This is a genomic window from Sorangium sp. So ce204 (genome assembly GCF_051526795.1).
In the GTDB taxonomy this organism is placed as follows: domain Bacteria; phylum Myxococcota_A; class Polyangia; order Polyangiales; family Polyangiaceae; genus Sorangium; species Sorangium cellulosum_B.
Genome location: NZ_CP150317.1, coordinates 10,520,873 through 10,542,330, shown reverse-complemented (window position 1 = coordinate 10,542,330; position 21,458 = coordinate 10,520,873). Strand labels below are relative to the sequence as shown.

At 70.8% G+C, this 21,458-nt stretch carries 13 protein-coding genes; 6 read left to right on the top strand and 7 right to left on the bottom strand.

What is annotated here, in order from left to right; all coding sequences use genetic code 11:
* Positions 1-458: 458 nt before the first annotated feature.
* The 5 genes from WMF22_RS39545 (at position 459) to WMF22_RS39525 (ending at position 5,849) form a co-directional block, all read left to right on the top strand.
* A complete protein-coding gene (locus WMF22_RS39545) occupies positions 459-1,565 on the top strand; it encodes a glycosyltransferase family 4 protein (RefSeq protein WP_437295118.1) in 1,107 nt (368 codons plus the stop codon).
* On the top strand, positions 1,562-2,026 hold the full coding sequence (locus WMF22_RS39540; protein WP_437295117.1) for a serine O-acetyltransferase: 465 nt from the start codon (positions 1,562-1,564) through the stop codon (positions 2,024-2,026). Before WMF22_RS39545 ends, WMF22_RS39540 begins: the two co-directional genes overlap by 4 nt.
* Positions 2,027-2,390: 364 nt before the next feature.
* The gene (locus WMF22_RS39535) at positions 2,391-3,083 is read left to right on the top strand and encodes a class I SAM-dependent methyltransferase (RefSeq protein ID WP_437295116.1); all 693 of its coding nucleotides are present in this window, start codon (positions 2,391-2,393) and stop codon (positions 3,081-3,083) included.
* A gap of 454 nt (positions 3,084-3,537) precedes the next feature.
* Positions 3,538-5,049: an MraY family glycosyltransferase gene (locus WMF22_RS39530; protein WP_438033088.1), complete on the top strand. Its 1,512-nt coding sequence runs from the start codon at positions 3,538-3,540 to the stop codon at positions 5,047-5,049.
* A 53-nt stretch (positions 5,050-5,102) separates the two neighbouring features.
* Positions 5,103-5,849 (top strand): class I SAM-dependent methyltransferase, encoded by a 747-nt coding sequence (locus tag WMF22_RS39525; RefSeq protein ID WP_437295114.1) that lies wholly within the window; start codon positions 5,103-5,105, stop codon positions 5,847-5,849.
* A 21-nt stretch (positions 5,850-5,870) separates the two neighbouring features.
* Here WMF22_RS39525 and WMF22_RS39520 read toward each other — a convergent pair whose 3' ends face one another.
* The 5 genes from WMF22_RS39520 to WMF22_RS39500 all read right to left on the bottom strand — a co-directional run bounded on the left by WMF22_RS39520 (position 5,871) and on the right by WMF22_RS39500 (position 13,595).
* The gene (locus WMF22_RS39520; protein ID WP_438033087.1) at positions 5,871-7,427 is read right to left on the bottom strand and encodes a heparinase II/III domain-containing protein; all 1,557 of its coding nucleotides are present in this window, start codon (positions 7,425-7,427) and stop codon (positions 5,871-5,873) included.
* Entirely contained in the window at positions 7,424-8,689 is a 1,266-nt protein-coding gene (locus WMF22_RS39515; RefSeq protein ID WP_437295112.1) for a glycosyltransferase family 4 protein, read from the bottom strand. Before WMF22_RS39515 ends, WMF22_RS39520 begins: the two co-directional genes overlap by 4 nt.
* A gap of 60 nt (positions 8,690-8,749) precedes the next feature.
* The gene (locus tag WMF22_RS39510) at positions 8,750-9,559 is read right to left on the bottom strand and encodes a hypothetical protein (RefSeq protein ID WP_437295111.1); all 810 of its coding nucleotides are present in this window, start codon (positions 9,557-9,559) and stop codon (positions 8,750-8,752) included.
* A gap of 169 nt (positions 9,560-9,728) precedes the next feature.
* The gene (locus tag WMF22_RS39505; protein WP_438033086.1) at positions 9,729-11,282 is read right to left on the bottom strand and encodes a hypothetical protein; all 1,554 of its coding nucleotides are present in this window, start codon (positions 11,280-11,282) and stop codon (positions 9,729-9,731) included.
* Positions 11,283-11,294: 12 nt separating this feature from the next.
* The gene (locus WMF22_RS39500; protein WP_438033085.1) at positions 11,295-13,595 is read right to left on the bottom strand and encodes a GumC family protein; all 2,301 of its coding nucleotides are present in this window, start codon (positions 13,593-13,595) and stop codon (positions 11,295-11,297) included.
* A 299-nt stretch (positions 13,596-13,894) separates the two neighbouring features.
* Here WMF22_RS39500 and WMF22_RS39495 point away from each other — a divergent pair, with 299 nt between their 5' ends.
* Positions 13,895-17,374, top strand: coding sequence for an FG-GAP-like repeat-containing protein (locus WMF22_RS39495; RefSeq protein WP_438033084.1), 3,480 nt, complete (start codon positions 13,895-13,897; stop codon positions 17,372-17,374).
* Here WMF22_RS39495 and WMF22_RS39490 read toward each other — a convergent pair.
* The gene (locus tag WMF22_RS39490; protein WP_438033083.1) at positions 17,371-18,633 is read right to left on the bottom strand and encodes a hypothetical protein; all 1,263 of its coding nucleotides are present in this window, start codon (positions 18,631-18,633) and stop codon (positions 17,371-17,373) included. The genes WMF22_RS39495 and WMF22_RS39490 overlap by 4 nt on opposite strands.
* A 58-nt stretch (positions 18,634-18,691) precedes the next feature.
* A complete protein-coding gene (locus WMF22_RS39485) occupies positions 18,692-21,370 on the bottom strand; it encodes an O-antigen ligase family protein (RefSeq protein WP_438033082.1) in 2,679 nt (892 codons plus the stop codon).
* Positions 21,371-21,458 lie beyond the last annotated feature (88 nt).

The following is a 21,458-nucleotide window of genomic DNA, read 5'->3' as shown; positions in this document are numbered from 1 at the left end:
TGCTTTGCTCGTGGGCTAGCGGAAGGTGGTGGCGGGTGGTCATCGGGTGGTCATCGGCCCGTCGCGCTGGAAACCGTGCTCGGGTGGAACCATGACCCTTACGTGCGCGTGAGGGTTGGGGACCTTGTAGGTCGGAGCGCCAAGACTGTCAACCGGGTCGTACGGGGCCAGCGTGAAACAGCGGAAGGAGGCGGAATCGCCGGCCGCTCGATGTGCCGCAGGAGCAACGTCGCGGGCCGCCGGCCACGGCCGCGAGAGGCGGCTGCTCGGGGCGGCAGGAGGGCGCGCCTGCAGAGCCCGCCTCCACCGCCCTGTGCCGAGGCAGGCTGACTGCTTTCCTGGGGTCGCGGGCCGTTCGGTGACGATCCGGCGCTGTCGGCGCGGCGCTCGGCGAGCGGGCGTTCCCGCCATCCATCGCCGTACAGGTATGGTATCACCTCCGAGACGATAGCGACGCGATGGCAGACAAGAAACGAATCCTGTTCGTGGGCTCGTTCAATCCCCCGGCCGACGGGAAGATGGGTGGGCAGTACTTTGCTTGTCGCTCTCTGATCGAGAGCGATCTGAAAGATGATTTCGATTTCCTCCTCGTCGACTCCACCCTCGACAGCATCCGGGTGCAATCGGCGCGCCGCAGGCTGCACAAGATCGCGCCGAGGGTGCTGAGGTGCGTCAGGGCGCTGCTCTTCTCGAGGGTGGATGCGGTCCTCCTGTTCTCGAGCTCGGGGCTGAGCTTCGTCGAGAAGGGGTCGATCGGGCTCCTCGGCAAGCTGCTCGGCAAGAAGGTCGCCATCTTCCCTCGCTCGGGGCCGATCGTCGACAACGTCGCCAGGAGCAGGCTGTACAGGTCGTACCTGAGCGCCGTCGTGAGATCCTGCGATGTCGTGATATGCCAGAGCGACCACTGGCGGAGCTTCTTCCAGAGCCTGGTCCCCGAGGCGCCCGGGGACAAACTCGTCGTCATCGAGAACTGGCTGCCCGACTCCAGCTTCGGCGACGTGGGACACAAGGCATATCCTCGATCCATGGACAGGCCCTTGAGGCTGCTCTATTTCAACCGGATCGAGAGGCAGAAGGGGATTTACGATTTCCTCGAGGCCATGCTCCTCTTGCAGCGCGCGAACGCCTCGGTCAGCGCCGAGATCTACGGAGACGGAAGCGAGCTGGACGGCGTGCGCAGGTTCATCTCCGAGAACCAGCTCGAGAACACCGAGTACGTGGGCTGGCTCTCGACGGACAAGAACGAGGTCATCTCGTCCTTCGATCTGTGCGTGTTCACCTCGCACAGCGAAGGGTTCCCGAACGCCTTGCTGGAGGTCATGGCCCTCGGGGTCCCCGTCGTGTCCAGCAGGGTGGGCGCCGTGCACGATCTCGTCGTGTCCGGGAGAAATGGGCTCCTCGTGGACGTCGGGAGCCCGGGCCAGATCGCCGAGGCGGTCCTGACCGTCCTCCGCGAGCCGGCGCTGCTGGAGGAGTTCTCGCGGCGCTCGCTCGAGAGGGTGAGGCAGACCAACAGGATGGGTCATGCCGTGACCAAGTTCAGAGACCTGCTGTCGACGCTATGAAGAACCCTTCTGTGCTGCTGTACCGGCTGGGAAACTTCTTTTATCGGAACAACCTGCCCCTCATCGCCACGCTCATCACGTGGTTGAACAGGTTCGTGTTCGCGGTCTTCGTCCCCTCCTCGGCCACGATCGGGGCGAATTTCAGGCTCGCTTACTGGGGGCTCGGGGTCGTGATCCACACGAGGACGGTCATCGGCGACAACTGCCTCATCTGCCAGAACGTCACGATAGGGAGAAACTTCGGCAGCCAGGGCGTCCCGCGCCTGGGCAACGACGTCTATGTCGGGGCGGGGAGCGCGATCTTCGGCGACATCACCATCGGGGATAACGTGATCATCGGGGCCAACAGCGTCGTGAACAAGGACGTGCCGTCCAACTCCGTCGTCGCCGGGAATCCGTTCAGGATCATCGCGTCCGACAGGAAGCTCAAGTACTACGAGCTGGATAACCCGAGCGCCTGATCCGCAGGATCGGGTCGGCCCGACCGCGTGATCGGGCGCATCTCCATGCGCGCCTTGTTCCATGGCGCGGGTGGCCCGCGCGGATCTGCATCACCACGGGCGCGCTGGCCTCGCCCGGCCGGGGAGCGCGCGGGGTGCCGCGCTGCGACAATTCGTCCAGAATTGTCCTGGACCGAGCTGGGAAACCGTGATTTCTTTCGCGAGGCATCCGCCCCGCCGGCGGCCCTGCCCTAGCGAGGACGTGATGAGCAACGCGGCGTCGTCGGCCGGAGACAAGGCAGGAAAAGCGCATTGGAATCAAGTGTGGTCGAACCGGTCGCTCCCAAAGCCGGTGGATCCGCATGCGCGTGGGTTTCGGCAATACGTGCGCCAGGCATTTCATCGGGAGTTCGTCCGCGCGTTCGAGGGCATGGACACGAAGGGGCAACGCCTGCTGGAGATCGGCTGTGGTCGTTCCGCCTGGCTCCCCTACCTCGCGCGTGAGTTTGGCTTTCAGGTCAGCGGGCTCGACTATACCGAGATTGGCTGCGCGCAGGAGCGGGACATCCTCGCGAGCGCCGGCATCCCTGGCGAGATCGTGTGCGCCGATCTGTTCGAGCCGCCGGAGCGCTTCGTGGGCGCCTTCGACGCGGTCGTGTCGCTCGGCGTTGTCGAGCACTTCGAGGACACGGCGGCCTGCCTCCGCGCATGCGCGCGCTACCTGCGCCCGGGCGGGCGCATCGTCACGGAGATCCCGAACATGCGCGGGCTCGTGGGGTGGGTGGCCAAGGTCACCGACAGGCCCACCTACGACGTTCATGTTCCGCTGGACCGCGAGGCGCTGGTGAAGGCGCACCGCGACGCGGGCCTCCAGGTGCTGCGGAGCGACTACATCCTTCCGCTGGACGTCAGCCTCTTCGGCGTGGGCAGCATCGGATCGCGCTGGCTCCGCCTGCCGGCGGTCGGCGCTGCCTCCGCCGTTGCTGAGCTCGTCTGGGCGCTCGACGCGCGCGGCCTGGCTCCTCGACCGAACGCCGTCACGTCTCCGTACATCTTCTGCGTCGCCGAAAAGAGCTGATGACCCGACTCCATCACACCATGGAGTCTCGGGCCAGAAAGCGCACACCAGGCGCGGGCTCCATCGCTGCTATGGAGCGCCACGCGCCTCGCGAGGGGCTCCACGCCCAGCGGAGACGAGGAGGGCCCGCCGAGGCCACGTCTCCGGTGAAGGCGTTTCCGCTTTCACGGCAAGCCCCGCCACGGCCGAGTCCGGCATAACGACATTGTCACCAGGCCGACGCACCATGGTAGACACTCACAGGTAAAATTGTTCGATGTAACTGTAAAATGTAAGCGACAGCAGAAAATTCCAGATGCTCACCGCATTCCAAAGCCTGCTCCTGGGTTGTTCCGTGTGCTGACTTGGGGTACGAAGTGCGCATCAACAACGGGCTGTTCGCCATGGTGATGAGCTATGAATGTCGCCCGCCGCGCCGCACCTTAGGGGTGCGGGATTTCCAGAGGAGCGAGCGATGGTAAGTACGCTCACGGCGGTCATTCTGGCGCTGGTGCTCTCGTGGGCAGCGACTCCGCTCGCGCGCCGCGTGGCGGTGATGGTGGGGGCCGTGGATGAACCGACCGCGCGGCGCGTACATACGCGGTGCGTCCCGCGCCTGGGCGGGCTCGCGATCGTCGCGGGTTTCGTGCTGCCGCTGTTCATCCTGGTCGCGCTGGGGACGCAGATCGGGCTGATGTGGTTCTCGCAGCGCTCGCTGGTGGTGGGGCTGCTGGCTGGAGGGCTGGCGATCGCCGCGGTCGGCGCCTGGGACGACACGAAGGGAATGCGCGCGCGGCACAAGCTGGCCGCGCAGGTCCTCGTCGCGTCGATCGCCTGGGCCTTCGGGCTCCGCCTCGAGTGCGTGACGCTGCCGTACTTCGGGCATGTATCGTTCTGGCCGCTCTCGTTCCTGGTGACGATTCCGTGGTTCGTCGCCATCATCAACGCGGTCAACCTGATCGACGGGCTCGACGGGCTCGCGGCGGGCGTCGGCTTCTTCGCCTGCGTCGCGAACTTCATCACCGCGTACCTCGGCGGCTACCCCGGCAACATGGTGATCTGCCTGCTCGCGGCGACGCTCGCGGGCGCGATCGTGGGGTTTTTGTTTCACAACTTTCACCCCGCGACGATCTTCATGGGGGACACCGGGAGCATGTTCCTCGGGTTCATGCTGGCCGCGATCCCTCTCTTCGGCGTGGGCACGCACAAGGGCGGCACCGCGCTCGCCGTCATGGTGCCGCTGCTCGCGCTGGGCCTGCCGATCTTCGACATGATCTCGGCGATGGTGCGGCGTTATGTCGCTCGCCGGCCGATCTTCGCCCCCGATCGTTCGCACATCCACCACAAGCTGCTCGACAAGGGCCACTCGCATCGCAGCGCGGTGCTGATCCTGTATGGGCTCAGCCTGCTGTTCACCGTGGTCGCGCTGGTGGCGTATGTCGGCCGCTCGCTCGAGATCGGGTTCGCCCTCGTCGCCTGCAGCGTGGTGCTCTTCATCGTGGTGCGCACGGCGGGCTCGCTCCCGCTCTTCGGGGCGCAGCCGCAGGACCCCCGGCGCGCCCGCGAGGCCACCGTGGAGGCGCTGCGCCGCGCTGTGCCGTGGGCGCTGATGGAGATGGAGGCCGCGAGCGGCGTGGACAAGCTGCGCCCGGTGCTCGAGCGCTTCGCCGAGGAGGCGAAGCTCGTCGCGCTCGAGGTGAGCTCGGCCGGGGCCAACGGCAGCGCGCGCGTGAAGCCCTGGAGCTGGGCGCAGGACGCGGCGACGGCGCAGCAGCTCCGCGAGGCGGTGGTCGCGGTGTTCCCGATCCAGCTCGAGGGCGAGACCGTCGAGCTGCGCTTCCGCTGGGACAGCGAGGAGTGCGCGGTCAACCCGCAGGCCGACATGCTGCTGCAGCTCGTGGTGGACTCTGCGGAGCGCCTGCTGCTGCGCCGGCCGCCCCCACGCACGCGGGATTCGCGCCCGCATGGGCGCTTCTCGGTGGTGTGAGGGTCCGCTATCCCGCGCTGATGTGTTCGTGCCGGACTGACTGAGGAGATATCGTGGATATTGCCCGCAAGATCGTTGGTCTCAACAGCAAGACGAACGAGCTCTATTATCGTTTCAGCGATCGTGCGCATTACTGGAAGGTCTATCAGGGCATCGTGGACGAGGCGGTCGCGCCGGCGACGGACATCATCCACCTCGGCTGCGGGCCGCTGTGGTTCGGCAAGGTCGCGACGGTGCCTCTCGACGGCAAGACCATCTACGCGGTCGATCCGGACGAGGAGGCGCTCGCGCGCAACCCGGCGCAGCGGCATATCTGCGCGTTCGGCGAGTCGATCCCGCTGCCGGACGGCTGCGCGGACGTGATCGCCGCGGACCACCTGCTCGAGCACCTCGAGCGGCCCGAGGCGGTGCTGCGCGAGGCGCACCGCCTGCTGCGGCCGGGGGGGCGCTTCGTGTTCACGGCGCCGAACCTCCTCTCCTATTCGGGCCTCGCGACCCACCTCACGCCGCACTGGTTTCACACGCTCTACGTCGGGCTGCTGCGCGGGACGAGCGGCAGCGACAATGCCAAGCCGTACCCGACGTACTTCCGCATGAACACGGTCTGGGCCGTGAAGCGCCTCGCGAAGGCCGCGGGCTTCCGCGTCGACAAGCTCGCTACCGGGGTCGACCACCCGAGCTATACGGTGTTGATCCCCGGGCTCCACCAGGCCGCGCTGGCGCTGCACCTCGTGCTCGACAAGGTCGAGGCCCTCGCGCCTTTTCGCATCACGCTCACAGGCAGCCTCGTCCGCGAGTAGCGCACGGAGACGCGCCCCGGTCTAAAAGCGGATGCGAAAGCCGCCGCGCCAGGCGTCGCGCACGTCTCCGCGGCCGGAGAAGACCGTGGCCGCCTGGGGCCTCCGGAAGCAGGGGTGCCACACGTCCGAGCTGCGCTCGGGCGTGAGCTGGATGCCCTCGATCTCGATGGGCTGGCGTCGCAAGGCGGCCTCGTCGAACCTGAGCCGGGAGCAGGCGCTCGTGCTGCCGCCGAGGATGTCGTCGAGGACCACGAGCTCCCGAGCGGACAGCTCCACCGTCCGGCGATGCCGGGGGGCTCCGGGGAGCGCTCGGTACCCGTCGTGTTCGGCCTCCACGGCGACGTGCGCCGAGGCGCGCTCGAGCCTGCGCACCCCGGCGCGCGCCCGGCGGCCGACGCGGAAGGCGCTCCACACCTCGCTCGAATCCACGTCGCCGAGCTCCACCGTGTTGTGGGCGCGCGTGGAGCGGGTGGTCTGCCGGTCGCCGTCGGTCTTGTAGCTGGAGACCCCGTAGTCGACGACAGCGCGCTCTCCGCGGAGCCATAACTCGAAGGTGAGCGCGTCCGCGTGCACGTGCCCGGGCTGATAGGAGGCTCCATCCATCCCCGCGTCGAGCGCGAGCCAGGCCCGGTCGCCGAACCGCAGGATCACCCAGCCGGTGGCCGCGAGGTGGTCGAGCGACGGCGCGTCGTCCAGCGGCGCGCCGGGGGCTGCCCGCCCGCCACCGGAGGCGCTGCCCGGCGTGAAGAGGCCGAGGTCCTCGCCGAGGGCGAGGACGTTGTCGAGCTCCGGCGCGGCGTCGAGCGACGCATCGTTGAAGAGCGGGTACGAGCCGTCCGGCGCGCGCACGGCGGCGGTCCAATCGAGCGCCCTCTGCGCCGTGGTCCTCCAGCGCTCGGGCACCTCGCGGCCGGACGCCTGCGCGAGCTCGATGGCCTCGAGCAGCCCGGCCGTCAGCGCGAGGTGGTACGACGCGGAGAGCTCGAAATGGCCGCCGTCCGCGAGGAACTGCTCCGGCAGCTGCCACGCCAGGATCGCGGAGCCGAGCCGCCACCACGCCTCCGCCTCGGGTCCGCGGGCCACGGCGCCGCCGCACACGAGCCCGATCGCGTTCTCCAGGAGGTGATTGGCGAGCAGGTGAAGCTCGAGGCCGAGCGCGATGGCCCGACACGCGCGCGCCAGCTCGGCGGAGAGCCCGGGGCGGCCGAGGCGCGCCGCGGCCGCGAGCCGGCGGGCGCGCACCGACGCGGGAAACGGGTGTGACGCGATCGGGTCGTCCCACGCGCTCGGGGCGGGGAGGGTCGGCTCGGCCCCGAGCTCGTAGCCGTAGGCGCGCTCGTAGGCGTGCAGGAGCGACCCGCCGGGAATGGCGGCCAGCCGCGCGCGCCCGCGCTCCTTCTCCGCGTCGGCGAAGGCCGCGAACCGCGGGCTCGGCGGGGCAAAGCCCGGCCGGAGGCGAGGCGCCAGCGCCCCGCTCGGGCCCCCGCCGAGCGCGCGGTGGCCGAGGGCGATCGGGCGGGCGAGGACCTGCAGCGGATGGAGCTGGACGAGGGTGCGGGCGATCCGCGGGAGGTTCATCGCTTGCTCCTGCTCTGGCCTTCACGAGAGCGCGCGCGAGAGAGCACGCGCTCCAGCACATCGACATACTCGCGCGCGAGCATGTCGCGGTCGAACGAGCGCATCACGTAGGCCCGCCCTGCCGGCCCCATGCGCCTCCGCCGCTCGGGATCGGCGGCGAGCTCGACGATCGCCCGGGTCATGGCCTGTACGTCTTCCGGGGGAGCGAAGACGCCGGCGCTCGCCTCCTCGACGATGGACCGCGCTTCGCCGTCGACCGAGATGACGATGGGCCGCTCCATGGCGAGGATCTCGAAGATCTTGGACGGGATGACCGTCTGAAAGAGCTCGGTCTTGCGCAGCGGAACGAGGCAGATATCGGCGGTCGCATACACCTCCGTGACCGCATCGCGCGGGAGGGCGCCGAGGAACGTCACGCTGGAGAGCCCGAGCTCCCGGGCGCGCGCCTCCAGGCTGGCCCGCTCCGCCCCCTCGCCGACGAACAGGAAGCGAATGTCGTCGCGGGCGCGCAGGCCGCTCGCCACGTCGAGCACGGCGGAGAGGCCGTGCGCCATGCCGTGCGTCCCGACGTACGCCACGACGAGGCGGTCGCCGAAGCCGAGCTTCTCCCGGAGCGGCGTGTCGCGCGAGGCGGGGGTGAAGCGCCCGAGGTCCACGCCGTTCCTGATGACGTCGATCTTGTCGGCGGGGACGCCTCGCTGGATGAGCCGCTCCCGGAAGCTCTGCGTGACGACCACGATCCCGTCGGCCGCCTCGTAGAGGTGCTCCTCGACGCGCGTGAGCCCGCGCACGACCGCGTGCCCGGCCGACAGCGCGCCCACGGCCACGATCGACTCGGGCCAGAGGTCGCGCACCTCGAACACGAACGGCAGCCCGCGGAGCCTCGAGAGCCCGTAGCCGGCCACGGCCGCGAGGAACTGGGGGCTCGTCGCGATGAGGACGTCGGCCTGCGGTAAACCGATCTGCGCGAGCGAGAGCGCGGATAGGGCGAAGGACCCATACGCGAGCGAGCGGCGCACCTTGCCCCGGTTGGCGGCGGCGTAGATCCAGGTGCGGAGGACGCGGACCCCGTGGAAGTCCTCTTCCACGCGGAGCCGACCTCGATAGGCAGCCGGGATCACCCCTGTCGGGTGGTTCGGCATGCCCGTCAGGACCGTGACCTCGTGTCCGGCGCGCCGCCAGGCCCGGGCGAGCTCGGAGACACGCGCGGCGGGGGCCCCGGGCTCGGGGGGAAAGTAGGGAGAGACGTAGAGGATGCGCATGAGGGCTTCAGGGAGGTCCGTGCGTGGGAAGCGAGCTTCGCTGCCGGTGAGAGAGGGGCTTCAGCAGCTCAGGATGAGCTCCTTGATCTCGGTTCCGCCATGGATGCTGTCGATGTGCTCGAAGCCGCCCTCCGTTCGCGCGAACAGCGAGGCCTTCTCGGCGTCGCGGTTGTCGATCACGAGGAGCAGCCCGTCAGGCGCGAGCGCGCGCCAGAAATTGCGCGCGGCTCGGCGGAGCTGATCGTCGGAGAAATAGGCGCGGTTCAGGATGTTCGCTGCCTTGACGACCGTCGGCGCGGGGCCGTCCCACGGCTGGAAGATGTCGTGGGGCCTGAGGCGCACGCGCGCGTCGCGGCGCGCGATCTCGCGGAGCCGCGGCTGGACGAGCGATACCTCCGGATAGGCCGGGTCGAACGGCGGGATGGCGCCGCGCCACCCGGGGAGCACCCAGCGCGGCCAGCGGCGCGAGCCCGCCGCCGCGGGATAGAACAGCAAGCGCGGGGTGGCGGCGAGGACGCAGGCGCCGTCCGCGTCGTAGAAGAACGCGCGCCCGCGGTCGTCGGCGCGCACCCGGAGCGAGAGCGCCCTGTCCGTCACGTAGTACGCCTCGAAGGCGTCGCCGAGCGCGGTGATCAGATCGAGCGCCGTGCTCCCGTCGGAGGCGCCGACATCGAGGACGACGGGGCTCTTCTGGCGGAGCGCTCCCACGAGGAGGGCGTCGCTCTGCCGGTGCCTGCCCGGCCGCGTCGTCTTGTAGGTGCCGCCCAGCAGGAGGACGGAGATCCGCTCCGAGAACACCTCGGGCGACGTGATCTCCTCGGGCCGGAGAAGGGCCCGCGGGTCCGGGAAGCAGACCCTGCGAGGCAGCATGCGCGCGGGCCAGCCTGAACGGTTCAAACGAAAGGGAAATCTCATGACGATAGGGACCTGGCTTCTCCGCTCTTCATGTTCCGACGCCGCGCGCCGCGCGGTCCATCCTGCGGCTTGCGGGCGCGCGGTCCCGCGTTGTGCTCGCGCCGGCCAACCCCGGTCGGCGCGGCTACCGCCCCAGCGCCGACGAGGGCCCGAGGCGCGGATCGCGCAGGCGCCGCCCGGATCTCCGGCGTGTCGGGCCGAGCGCCGCCAGCCCGCGCCGCAGGTGCGCGACCACCGAGGTGAGCACGACGGTCGCGAGCAGCGCGATCCCCAGCGACACCGTGATCTTGAGCAGCGCGGTCAGCTCGCCGCGAAACTGGTTGTACGCGAACGAGGCGAGGTTCACCGCCGCGGCGCGGGCGAGCAGGGGCGAGCCGCGCGCGCCGGCCACGAGGAGCGGCATCATGAAGAAGAGCGCGCTGAAGACCGCGATCTCGATGGTCGTGCCGGCGATCCCGAAGTTCAGGTACCCCTCGGCGGCCGCGCCCATCGCGAAGCCGGCGCCGCGGCGCGCGAGGTCGGGGGCCGCCCACATGGCATATCGCTGCGCGAGGCCGAGCGGTCGCTCGCTCCAGAGCGGCTTGGGCACCAGGATGAGGACCGCGTTCACCCAGCTCTCGCCCGGGTAGCTGATGATGGGCGGCTGCTCGTTCACGACGCTGACGAGGTTGGCGTAGACGCGCTGGAGCTCTCCGATCTCCAGCGGGTTATCTATCTGATCGAGGTACGCGCTGGCCGACGATATCTGCGCGTCGAGCCCGCTGCCCTGCTCGGCGCGGGCGCCTTCCACGACGATGCCGTAGAAGAGGACGCCCACCATTCCGATGGCCAGCCATACGCGTCGGATCTGGATGCCGAAGGCATGCGCGGCGAGCGCGACGGAGAGGACCGTCCAGACGAGGGGGCCCCGCCGGCCCATGATCGTGTTGAGCAGGAAGCTCACGAAGAAGCAGAACCCCGCGAGCGAGACCACCCTCGGCACGGCCAGCCCCGCCTTGCGGAGCGATACGACCCGGAGAAAGAGGTAAACGACGGCCACCCCGATGAGATGCCAGCCGCCGGTGAGCAGCCCTTTGCCATCCGCCTCGAGGTGATTGGAGGCATAGTTCATCGAGAAGAACCGCCCCACGCCGATCGTGGCGATCCACGTGGCCACGAGCCCGAGGCCCACCATGCCGACGAGGATCGTGGCCCAGTCCTGGTCCAGCGTCGCCTTGGGCCTGTGCGCCGGGACCAGGCGCTGCAGGTCGGGGGCTTCCCTGGGGCGGCTCAGCGCGGTGCAGGCAAGGGCGCACCCGACCGCGCCGGCATAGGCCACCCGCATGGCTGCCGTCTCATGGCTCGACAGCGAGAACTCGCGGGAGATGAGGAGGCGCAGGATGGGTGAGTAGGCGACGCTGAGGAAATAGGCGGCTGGTATATAGGTCTCCGGATCCAGCGGATGGAACCGGGGGCCGCTGGCGCGGGCGAGCGACGGGGCGGCCAGCAAGAGCAAGAGGCCGATCGTCCATCCGCGGCCGTCGCCGAGCGCTCCCTCGAGGACCGGGCCGAGGGCCGCCAGCGTCCCGACGAGGAGCGTCGCGGTGACCCGGCCGAGGGGCGTCTTCGTCCGCCGCGCGGGCGCCGCGCCGGCGGCGCGCGCGGCGCCGCGCGCGCGGGGGAGTCTCAGCGAGGGCAACGGCGGCGCTCCTCAGTTCGGCAAGGAGGGTGGAGAGGGGGGGGCAGGCGCGTCCGTCGGGGCCGGGGGCGACGGCTCGGAGGGCGCATGGTAATAGCCGTCCTTCCTGTCGCCATAGTAGTGGTAAACCCCGTACTCTTGGCGCTTCAGATCGACGGCGTTCAGCACGACGCCCACCGTCTTGCCGCCGACGTCGAGCAGCGCGCGGATCCCGTGGCGCGCGAAGTCGTGCCTCGTCGAGGAGGCGCGCACGACGAGCACCGTGCCGTCGACAAGCGTCGACAGCACGGCGCCGTCGGTGACCGCCACGATGGGAGGGCTGTCGATGATGACCCGGTCGAAGCGGCTCTGGAGCTTCTGGAGCAGCGCCTGGAAGCGATCGCTGTGCAAGAGCTCCGCCGGGTTCGGCGGGATCGGGCCTGCCGGGATGACGTAGAGGTTCTCCACCTCGGTCTTGAGCGCGCTCTCGTCGTCCACCACGGAGTCGTCGAGCAGCGCGCTGGTGACGCCGAGCTCCGGGCTCTTGCCGAAGATCTGGTGGATGCGCGGCTTGCGGAGGTCGCAATCGATGAGGACGACCTTCTGTCCGGCCTGCGCCATGGCGACCGCGATGCAGCAGCACACGGTCGTCTTGCCCTCGCTGGGGCCCGCGCTGGCGATGAGCAGCGTCTTGTAAGGCCGGTCGGGCGACATGAAGAGCAGGTTGGTCCGGATCGCGCGCGCCGCCTCGGCGATCCCGCTCGTCGGCTGATCGTGCACGACGAGCTCGCGCCGGCCGAGCTGCGGCGCGGCCTTGCCGCGGTGGCGCGCCCTGCGGCGCTGGGCTTCCTTCTGGTCCCGCTTGTCGAACTCCGGGAGGAGCCCGAGGAAGGGCAGCCCGAGCTCCCGCTCGACCTCATCCGGCGTCCGCAGCGTGCGATCGAGCATCGCACGCGCCAGCGCAGCGCCGATCCCGAGGAGCAGCCCGGCGAGGATGCCTATCCCGATGTTGACGCCGACGCGCGGCCGCAGCGCGGTGAGCGGGAAGCTCGGCCGATCGAGGACGTGGATGTTGTTCACCCGCAGCATTCGCTGGAGATCGCTCTCCTTCGTGCGCTCCAGGACGAGCTGGTACAGCTTCTCTGTGTTGTCCTTCGTCCTGCGGAGCCGATCGTACTCGATCTTGAGGGAGTTCAGCTCGAACGCCTGCTTCTTCGCGTCCTCGAGCAGCCCCACGAGGCCCCCCTCCTGGCGCTTCACGATGGCGAGATCGCGGCTCACCGCGCCCTGAACGTTCTTGATCTCGGCGATCAGCGCGCTCCTGTTGGCGGCGACCCGCTCGGTCGCGGCGCGGACGTCGGGGTGGTTTTCGCCCTTGCCGGAGCCGATGAGCGCGTCGCGCTCGCGGACGCACTCCTCCTGGCGCGCGCGCAGCATCTGGAGGACCGGGCTCTGGATGAGCTCGGAGGCGGGGAGATCGAGCGGGTTGTTCGGGTCGAGCTTCGACAGCTCGTGGTTCCGGGCCGCGAACTCTTCACGCTTCGTGCGCACGGACGTGAGAGCGTCGTTGATCTGCTTCATCTCCTCGCGCAGCAGGTTCGTCTTGTCCTCGAAATCGACGTCGAGGATGTTCTTGCTGAGCTTGTATTCGTGGAGCGACGTCTCGCTCGTCTCGAGATCGTACTTCAGCTTGTCGAGCTGCGCCCTGAGCCAATCGACGGCTGAGTTCGTCGAGGCGAGCGCGTCATCGAGGTTCTGCTCGATGTAGATATCCATCAGCGTGGTGAGGACGCGCTGAGCCCGCTCGCGATCCGCGTCGTTGTAGCGGATCACCGCGAGGCGGCTGTCCTTCACCGGCTCGACGACGAGCCGCTCGCGCAGGATCTCCGCGGCCTCCTCCGGGGTCACGGACATCGGCCCGGGCGAGGCCGCGTCCTTCGGGAGGTCCTTCAAAAAATAGGCATCGTTCTGCAGGTTGAGCTGGGCGACGACCGCCAGCGCCACCCGGATGGACCGGATGACCTTGTACTGGGTTTCATAGTACTCGCGGTTATTCCAGTACGAGCCGGCGCCCATGTCGACCACGGTGTCGACCCCGCGGCCGAGCGGCCGAGGAGGGTTCGGATCGAACTGCACCGTCGCCGCGGATTGATAGATCTTCTTCTGCCCGAGCGTATAGAACGTGACGCTGAGGGCGACAAGGAGCAGGGTGGTCAGCGCGATGGCCCAGTGCTTGCTGACCGTTCGCCAGGTGACGACGAGGTCGAACGCGCGCTCGCCTGTGATCTCGTCGCGGAGAGCGGTCGTGGAGGGGGCTCTGGATTCGTCGGCCATAAGTCATGCGCTCGAAGCGCCTTCGAAGCGCCTTCGTGGAGGGTAGAGGTCCGCGCGGAGGGGTAAGGTGCCCGCGGCGTCTCCAAAATTCAAGCTGGGGTTCTCAACAGGGGGACGATGTGGCACAATGTGCGCATCGTGACAATGCGCGGCCTTGCGGCGCGCCTGGCATCGGCTTGGCGTCGGCTTGGCGTCGGGCAGGCGAGGTGCGGCACATTCTCGCGCGGTGCGACGCTCGCGCTGATGGAGTACACTCCGGCCGCGCGTCCGGAAGCGGAAAACGCGCTCGGGCAGTCAGAATGGAACGATCGTCCTTCATGGCGCGCGGCGCGGTCGCGAGCGCGGTTTGCTCTGCGCTCCTCCTCGAGGGAGCCTCGGCCTCCGCCGACTGGCCATCTGCCCGTCACGACGCGCAGCGCACGGGCGCCACGTCGTCCACGAGCAATATCGTGAAGCCGGCGCCCTACTGGCGGGCGTACCTCGGCGGTGTCCTCGGGACAGGCCGGGTGCTCGCAGGGGATACGAACCAGGACGGCGATATCGACCTGCTCTTTGTGTCCGGCGGCCGCGTCGTCCTCTCCGATCCGCTGGGATTCGTCCGCTGGAGCACCCCATCGCTGGGATTGCAAACGCTGCACTCCGTCGACGATCTCGACGGAGACGGGCGGCTCGAGATCGTCGCGCTGAGCGGCGCGGGCGCGGCGGTCATCGATGGATCGAGCGGAGCCATCCTGTGGCGCGAGGACGCCTCGGAGCTCGGAACGCTCGGGGCCGCGCGCCTCGCCGATTTCAACGGCGACGGTCATCTCGATCTCTTCCTGGACGAGTGTGGCTGTTGCACCGTGCGCACGGACAGCCCGGGTGTCATCTACAGCTTCGCGGGGGGGTTCGGCGCTGTCGAGCGGTTGCCTCCTCCTCCGCGGCGCGTGCATTGCAACGCGACGATCGACACGGTGGGCGACTGGAACGGAGACGGCGCGGACGATCTCCTCGTGTCCTCCTATGACCAGCTATTCCTCGTCTCGGGATCGGGGGATGTTTTTGCAGAGTCGGCCAGGATCGGCGTCCATCTCGGCGGGGCCGTCTGCGAGGCCGTGACCATGGGCGATCTGGCGAGCCCCGGTCAGCACGCGCTCTGCTTCCAGAATCGGGTCCGCGGCAACCAGGGCGCGCGCGAGGTCACCCTGCTCGCGTACAGGCCGGACGAGAGCCCGTCGCTCGCTGTGGTCTGGCGAAGGACCCTCAGCCCCAATGACGGCGGCGACGCCCGCGCCCCGACGCGCCTCGCGTGGGATCTCGACGGCGACGGCGCGCTCGAGGTGCTGGCGAGCGGCAAGGTGGGCGAAACCTGGACGTCCTTCGTGCTCGATGCCGCCACGGGCGCCGTGCTCGCCGCCATTCCCGACGCGATAGCGCAGGGCGCGGTCCAGGGAGACGCGGGCTCCGAGCAATGGATCGTCACGTCGCGCGAAGAGCGCGTGTCGGCGCACCGGTTCAGCCGCGCCGCCGGAGGCTCGCTGGAGCGGCTCTGGTCGCTGGACGGCGAGCGGGTGCGCACGCGGCTCGACTGGGCGAGATCCCGCAGGACGAACCTCAGCTTCTCGCTGGTGACTCCGGATCTCACGGGCGACGGACGCGGCGAGCTCGTGCTCGAGTCGACGTCGGAGCCCGTGGCGCTCACCGCGGTGGACATGCAGGGGGGCGGGACGACGGTCGCGGCCGTCTACTCCGTCGGGCCTGGCAGCGGCATCGCGGCGCTCGAGCTGCCCGTCGCGAGCGCTCCGTCGTGGCCGCGGCTGGTGGTCTCGCGTGCCGATGGGTTCCTCACGCTGCTCGACGCGTCGTTCGAGCCCTCGAACCTCGTGCGGGAGGGGCGCGACGTCCTGCCCGGGATGCGCGTCGGCGGCTTCTACACAGGCCCGGGCGCCTTCGTCACGTTTGGCCGCGCCCCGCTCGCCGCGAGGTTCTCTCCGGAGGACGCCGCCGCCAGCGTCGTGGTCGTCGACAGCCGGGGCGACCTCGTCCGGGTCGCGTCCGACGGCGCGAGCAACGTGGCGCCGGCCAAGCCCGCCTGGCGTGTGAGGGACGCGTTCGGCGCGTCCATCGCCCCCGCCGAGGGGAGCTCGCCCGCGACGCTCGCGTGCTTCAGGCGGCTGCGCCCGCTCACCGACCCGGTGAAGTACGCCGTCGCGACGCTCGACGCGAACGGCAGGCAAACGAGCGAAACTCCGCTCGAGAAGCCCCCCGCGTGGGACGTGCTGCACGGGGATCTCGACGGAGACGGCGCGCGCGAGCTCGTGGCGGTCACGGTGGATCCGAACCTGCACACCGAGGTCGTCGCGATCGATGGGGGCGGCGGAGAGCGGTGGAAACACCGTATCGACGCCTCCGCCGGCACCCAGGCCGTCGCGATCGCCGACTGGAACGGCGACGGCGCGGAGGACGTGGCGGTCGCGATCAACAGGGCCAAGGTGCTCTCGGGTCGGAACGGCAGCCCCCTCGGCGAGAACCCGGAGACGCTGCTCTATTTCATGCCCATCCTCGCCGATGTGTCGGGAGATCATCGGCTCGAGATGACCCTGCAGGGGGGGTATGCCCCCGCGCGGGCGCTGCCGCACGACCTGAGCGCCGCGCTGTGGAGGGGCGCAGAGGACATCCGTCCCTACCCGCACGGCGCGATCGCCAGCTGCGACGGCAAGACCGTCCTCGTCGAGGGGTCGTTCATGAATCCGGCGCGGCTGACGTTCTCCGTGCTGGACGCCGCCAGCGGGGGGCAATCGAGCTTCATCGTCCTCGCGGGCGACCGCGCGTTCGACGCGGAGAGCGCCGCCGCACAGGCGGGCGCCCCGATGGGCCAGCTCGGAGACGTGGCGATCTCGGGGAACCTGACCGGGCGCGCGTCCGCCGGTCCGACCGCCCTCGTCGGCTCCACGAACGGCTTCCTTTATGCGGTCGACGCGTGCTCGGCGCGCCTCGTGTGGTCTTATGCTTTCGGCAGCCCCGTCGGCTCACCGAGCCTCGCGGACACCGACGGTGACGGCCACGACGACATCCTCGTGAGCGTGGCAGATGGCTACCTCTACAACATGCGGCACGAGATCCTGCCGGCGCCCGAGCTCGTCTGGGATGTCGATCCGGGCAGCGGCGAGCTGGACGAGGACATCGACGAGATCGAGACCAGGGACACGCTCCACATGAGGTGGTCGAAGGTCGACGGCGCGACGTCGTATCAGGTGACGGTCGTGGGCGGGCAAGGCGATTACCTGACCTCGCCTGCTTGGCAGGACGTGGGCGACGTCGTCGATGCCTCGGTCGGCGGGCTGCCGCTCGTCGACGGGGCGAAGTACTACGTCGGCGTGCGCGCGGTCTCTGCCGCCGGGCTCTCGCCGGACCGGGGGTCGGACGGCGTGATCGTCAGGATGCCGCAGGGCGAAGGGGGAGGCGGCGGTGGAGCAGGAGGCGCCGGCGGCGGCGGAGCAGGAGGCGCTGGCGGCGGAGCAGGGGGGGGCGGCGATGGCGGGGCAGGGGGCACCGGCAGCGCTGGTCCTGGCGGCGCCGGCGCGGCCGGATGGGACGACACGCTCCTGTACGGCCGTGGTTGCGTGTGCACCGAGGCGCCGGGGCAGCGTCCGGCCTCGTGGGCGGCCGGCCTCGGCGCCATCGCCCTGGCGCTCGTCGCCCTCGGCAGGGCCCGCGGGACGGCGAGCGCGCCGCCGAGCCGCCGCGCGACCCGGGCACCTCGCGGGCGCTGGCCGCACGACGCGCGGCCGGCGCGCTAGAAGCTCACGCCCCCGCCGAGCGCCAGCGTGAGCGCGAACGCCGCGATCAGCAGGAGCATCGCGCCGAGCGTGTACCGCCGCACAGGCGCGTCGATCACGAAGGCGAGGCGCGCCACGCCGACGAGCACCGAGGGGCCGAACACACCGAAATGGCGGACCAGGGGCGCCGGCGCCAGCAGGAGCCATCCGGCCACGCACGCGCTGCTCAGCACGCTGCCCGCCGCGAGCACGCGGCGCGAACCCGGGCCGGAGAAGTAAATGCACATGGCGTCCGTGACGAGCGGGGCCACCGCAGAGACCAGCATCGTCATCGTCATGGCGTCGCGCGCGGCGCCCGAGTGCGGCAGGCCGGGGATCCGGACCGTGAAGATCCCATAGATGGCCGCGCCGAGGAGCGAGAGCAGGGCGGCCGGAGGCAGCCAGGCGCGCACGGCGCGCGCCTGCCAGGTCGCCTCGTCTCCCGACCTGCTCGCGCCCGCGACAGCGCGCGCGGCGAACGCCTGCGACGCCTGGGAGAGCACCGCGGCGAACGACCAGTAGAGCACCTGCTGCCCCACGCGATGGTCGCCGATGAGCTTCAGGTTGGCGCTGAGCGAGATCGGGTAAACGATGACGGTCGCGAAGTTCGCGACGGAGTACGGGACCGCGCGCCGGACGACGAGCATCGCGTAACGCGCGGCGCGCCGGAGCCGGGTCGGGCGCAGGAGGAGCAGCGCGGGCGAGGCGCCGGCGATCCCGATCGCGACGGCGACGGCATCGGGGCGCCCCGCGAGCGCGGCCAGCATGGACGCGCCCGGGGAGAAGACGAGGAGCACCGCGAGCGCGCGCAGGTACCGCCCCTGGAGCTGCCAGCTCGGCCAGATGCTCGGCGAGGCGGCGGCGAGCAGCGAGCACGCGCTGAAGAGCGCGGTGACCAGACCCGCCGTCCCGCCCAGCCCGGTGGTCAGCTCATGGGCGAGCGTGCAGCTGAAGGCGAACACGGCGACGAGCGCGAGGGCGCCGCCCACGAGCGCGCGGCCCCCCCTGGTCGCGAAGGCGCGCGCCCGGCGCGCGAGGGTCGGCGCGAGGCCGGCGGAGACCAGCGCGACGACGACCATCCCGCGCGACGTGTAGTTGGCGAGCGCGGCGAGCGCCGCGGGGTCGGCCGACAGCGCGAGCACCCACTGGGCCGCGAGCGAGACGGCGCGAGGCAGGATGACCGCGAAGGCGACCCCCGCGCCGCCGTGCATCCCAGCGCGCAGCAACGACGACAGCTTCACAGGGTGATTCGAAGGAGAGGGAGGAAGGCGAGGATGGCCACGATCGTGCGCAATCTACCTACGGGCTGAGCGAAGGCGCCAGCGCCTTCGCCTTCTCCTCGAGGACCCGCTTGCGCAGCGCAGGGTCCTGCCCCCCGCGCCGCTGCAGCAGGCGCTCCAGCGCCTTCGACGCCTCGATGTGCGCGCCCGCGCGGCTGGCGGCGTCGGCCAGCTTGAGGAGGCGCTCCTCGGTCGGCTCGTCCTGCGCTGCCCGCGCGTAGTAGGTCACGGCCGAAGGATGGTCTTGACGCGCCGCGAGCAGGTCGCCGGCCCAGGTCGCCGTCGCCGCGCACGCCGCGAGCGTCGTGCACGACGCGGAGAGCAGCTCGCGGAGCGCGGGGAGGAGCTTCTCGGACGAGGCCATCTGCGCCGCCGCGACGACCCGCAGGCGAAGACAGCCGGCCCGGTTGTCCAGCCGCTCGCAGCTCCCGGAGAGCAGCTGCTCCGCCTCCGCGCTCTTCTTGCCCAGGAGGAGGAGCCGCGCCCTCAGCTGGACCGCGAAGAACGAGTCGTCGTCGAGGCCCTGCACCGCCGCCGCGTGCGCCTCGATCTCCCGCTCGCAGGCGGCCCTCCGCCCGTCGTCACCGCTGCAGCGGGCGGAGCCCGGGGCCTCCAGCATCGCGAGCAGCGCATCGCCGGCGGCCCAGCGCGCGCCGACCCGCGCGGGGTCGCGCGCGATCGCCTCCTCCGCGCAGCGCAGGCGCAGGTCGACCTCTTGCCGGCGGTCGCCCGCGGTGGCCATGCGCTCGAGCACCTCGACCCCGGCCTTGCCTTCCGGCACGGCCCGCAGCAGCTCCTCCCACGTGTGGGTCCACTGCCGGGCGAGCACCGCGGCCGTGTCGGTCACGCCCGGGTCGTCCTCGACGGCGAGCCGCAGGCTCAGGAGCGCCTGCTCCTTGGCGCCGCGCGACGCGAGCACCTCCGCGAGCAGGAGGTGGGCGCGCCCGTGGCGGCGCGAGCGCTCGAGCGTGCGCTGGAGCCATGGGAGGGGGCTCTCGCCGCTGCCCCGGAGCGCCGCGACCGCGCCGAGCAGCGGGAAGTACGGCTCCGCGGGGTGGCGGAGGATCGCCGCGCGGAGCTCCTCGCGGAAGCGTGGCCAGCCGGCGCCGCTCGCCGCGCCGGCGTCGCTCTGCGCGCGCAGCGACCGGCGGTCGTGGTCGACGTCGCGCCAGCCGAAGCGCACCATCAGGGAGGCGAGCGCGAGCGCGGAGGCCGCGGCGCAGGCCGCCGCCTGCCACGACCGCCACCGCTCCGGGCCGGGCTCGCCTGCCGGCGCCAGGTGCCGCGGCCGCTCGCCATGGGCGTCACCCCAGAGCGAGCCCAGGGTCGCCGCGAGCGCGATGCTGACGCCTGGCACCTCGAGCCCGAGATCGAACAGGTTCTGGAGGACGAGCACCGCGCAGCCGACCCAGGCGCCCAGCGCCGCCGTGCTCGCGCGCAAGGCGATCTTGCCCGGGCGAAACGCGACGCCGAACGCGACGAGCGAGGCCGCCGCGACCGGAGCACCCCACTCCGCAGCCCACTGGATCACGACGTTCTCGGCGTGTGTGAACACGATGTTCCCCGGCGACTGTCGGTACGCCGGGAACACCGTCTCGAACGCGCCGCGCCCGATGCCGAGGAGCCAGTGATCCGCGAGCAGCGGGAGCGTCGAGCGAAAGAGCGACAGCTTGTCGAGGTTGTCGTCCGCCATCTCCGCGAGCGTGCGGTTCGTCGCGGCGAGCGCGGCCAGCAGCGCGCCGCCGCCGATGGCCACGCTCAGCAGCCACGCCGCCGCGCCCCGGCCGCGGGGGCCGGAGCGGTGCCTGCCGCGCCGCCGCCGCGAGAGCAACGCGAAGAGGGCGAGGCCGAGCGGCAGCACGAGCAGCCCTCCGCGGGACGACGCGATGATGCCGACCCCGACGATCGTGGTGAGCCCGACGCCGGCGACCCAGGGCGGCAGGAGCGGCCTGCTCGTGAGCAGCAGCCCGACCCCCGAGAGGATGCCGAGGTTCAGGTAACCGGCGAGGTTGTTCGGGTTGAGCAGCGGCCCGACGTGCCATGACGCCACCGAGAACCGCGGTTGATACAGGCCGAAGACGGTCGTCGCGCCCAGCAGCCCGTGGGCGATCGTCGTGAGCGCGGCGAGGAACGCGCTGCCGAAGACCAGGGTGATCCCGAGCTTCGCGCCGCGCCGCGCGCCGACGAACGCGGCCGTGATGAAGACGCCGGTATAGGTCAGCCATTTCACGGCCTCCACCAGCGTGGCCCCGGGGTCGAGCGAGACGCTGGCGTACCGCGGCGCCGCCTCGCCGAGCGGCATCAGGGAGCGCGACCAGATGTCGGCGCTCGCCGGCGAGAGCCGCTCGAGCCACGCGAGCGGCAGCGGCGCGGCCTGCAGCAGCGTATACGCGGTCAAGCCGAGCAGCGTGAGCGCCGGCAGCGTCTTCACGGGAGACGGCTCGCCGGTGAGCGCGCTGGCGCGGAGCGAGAGCGCGGCGGCGATCGCCACGACCGCGGACACGAGGGCCAGCGTCGGCGTATGGACAGCGCCGATCGCGAGCACGGACCCGGCGACGATGGCCCCGAGCAGCCACGGGATCACGCGCTCGGCGAGCGGTGGTGCGACGCCTCCTGGGCGGCTCCGCGCCGCGGCGCCCATCGAGCGCCGGAGCTCGGCGGGCGACCTCAGCTTCGGGCGTGTGGCGTCCGTCGTCACGGCCGGCCAGGGTAGTCGATCTGCGCCGCAGAGCGGGCACCATCGAGTCGACCTGCGCACTCCCGGGATCGACCGAGAGAGTGTGAGA

What these genes read in the sequence shown, in the direction of transcription:
- WMF22_RS39545 (WP_437295118.1), top strand. Translation starts at nt 459, where the DNA reads ATGGCAGACAAGAAACGAATCCTGTTCGTGGGCTCGTTCAATCCCCCG.
- WMF22_RS39540 (WP_437295117.1), top strand. Translation starts at nt 1,562, where the DNA reads ATGAAGAACCCTTCTGTGCTGCTGTACCGGCTGGGAAACTTCTTTTAT.
- WMF22_RS39530 (WP_438033088.1), top strand. Translation starts at nt 3,538, where the DNA reads ATGGTAAGTACGCTCACGGCGGTCATTCTGGCGCTGGTGCTCTCGTGG.
- WMF22_RS39520 (WP_438033087.1), bottom strand. Translation starts at nt 7,427, where the DNA reads ATGAACCTCCCGCGGATCGCCCGCACCCTCGTCCAGCTCCATCCGCTG.
- WMF22_RS39515 (WP_437295112.1), bottom strand. Translation starts at nt 8,689, where the DNA reads ATGCGCATCCTCTACGTCTCTCCCTACTTTCCCCCCGAGCCCGGGGCC.
- WMF22_RS39510 (WP_437295111.1), bottom strand. Translation starts at nt 9,559, where the DNA reads ATGCTGCCTCGCAGGGTCTGCTTCCCGGACCCGCGGGCCCTTCTCCGG.
- WMF22_RS39500 (WP_438033085.1), bottom strand. Translation starts at nt 13,595, where the DNA reads ATGGCCGACGAATCCAGAGCCCCCTCCACGACCGCTCTCCGCGACGAG.
- WMF22_RS39495 (WP_438033084.1), top strand. Translation starts at nt 13,895, where the DNA reads ATGGAACGATCGTCCTTCATGGCGCGCGGCGCGGTCGCGAGCGCGGTT.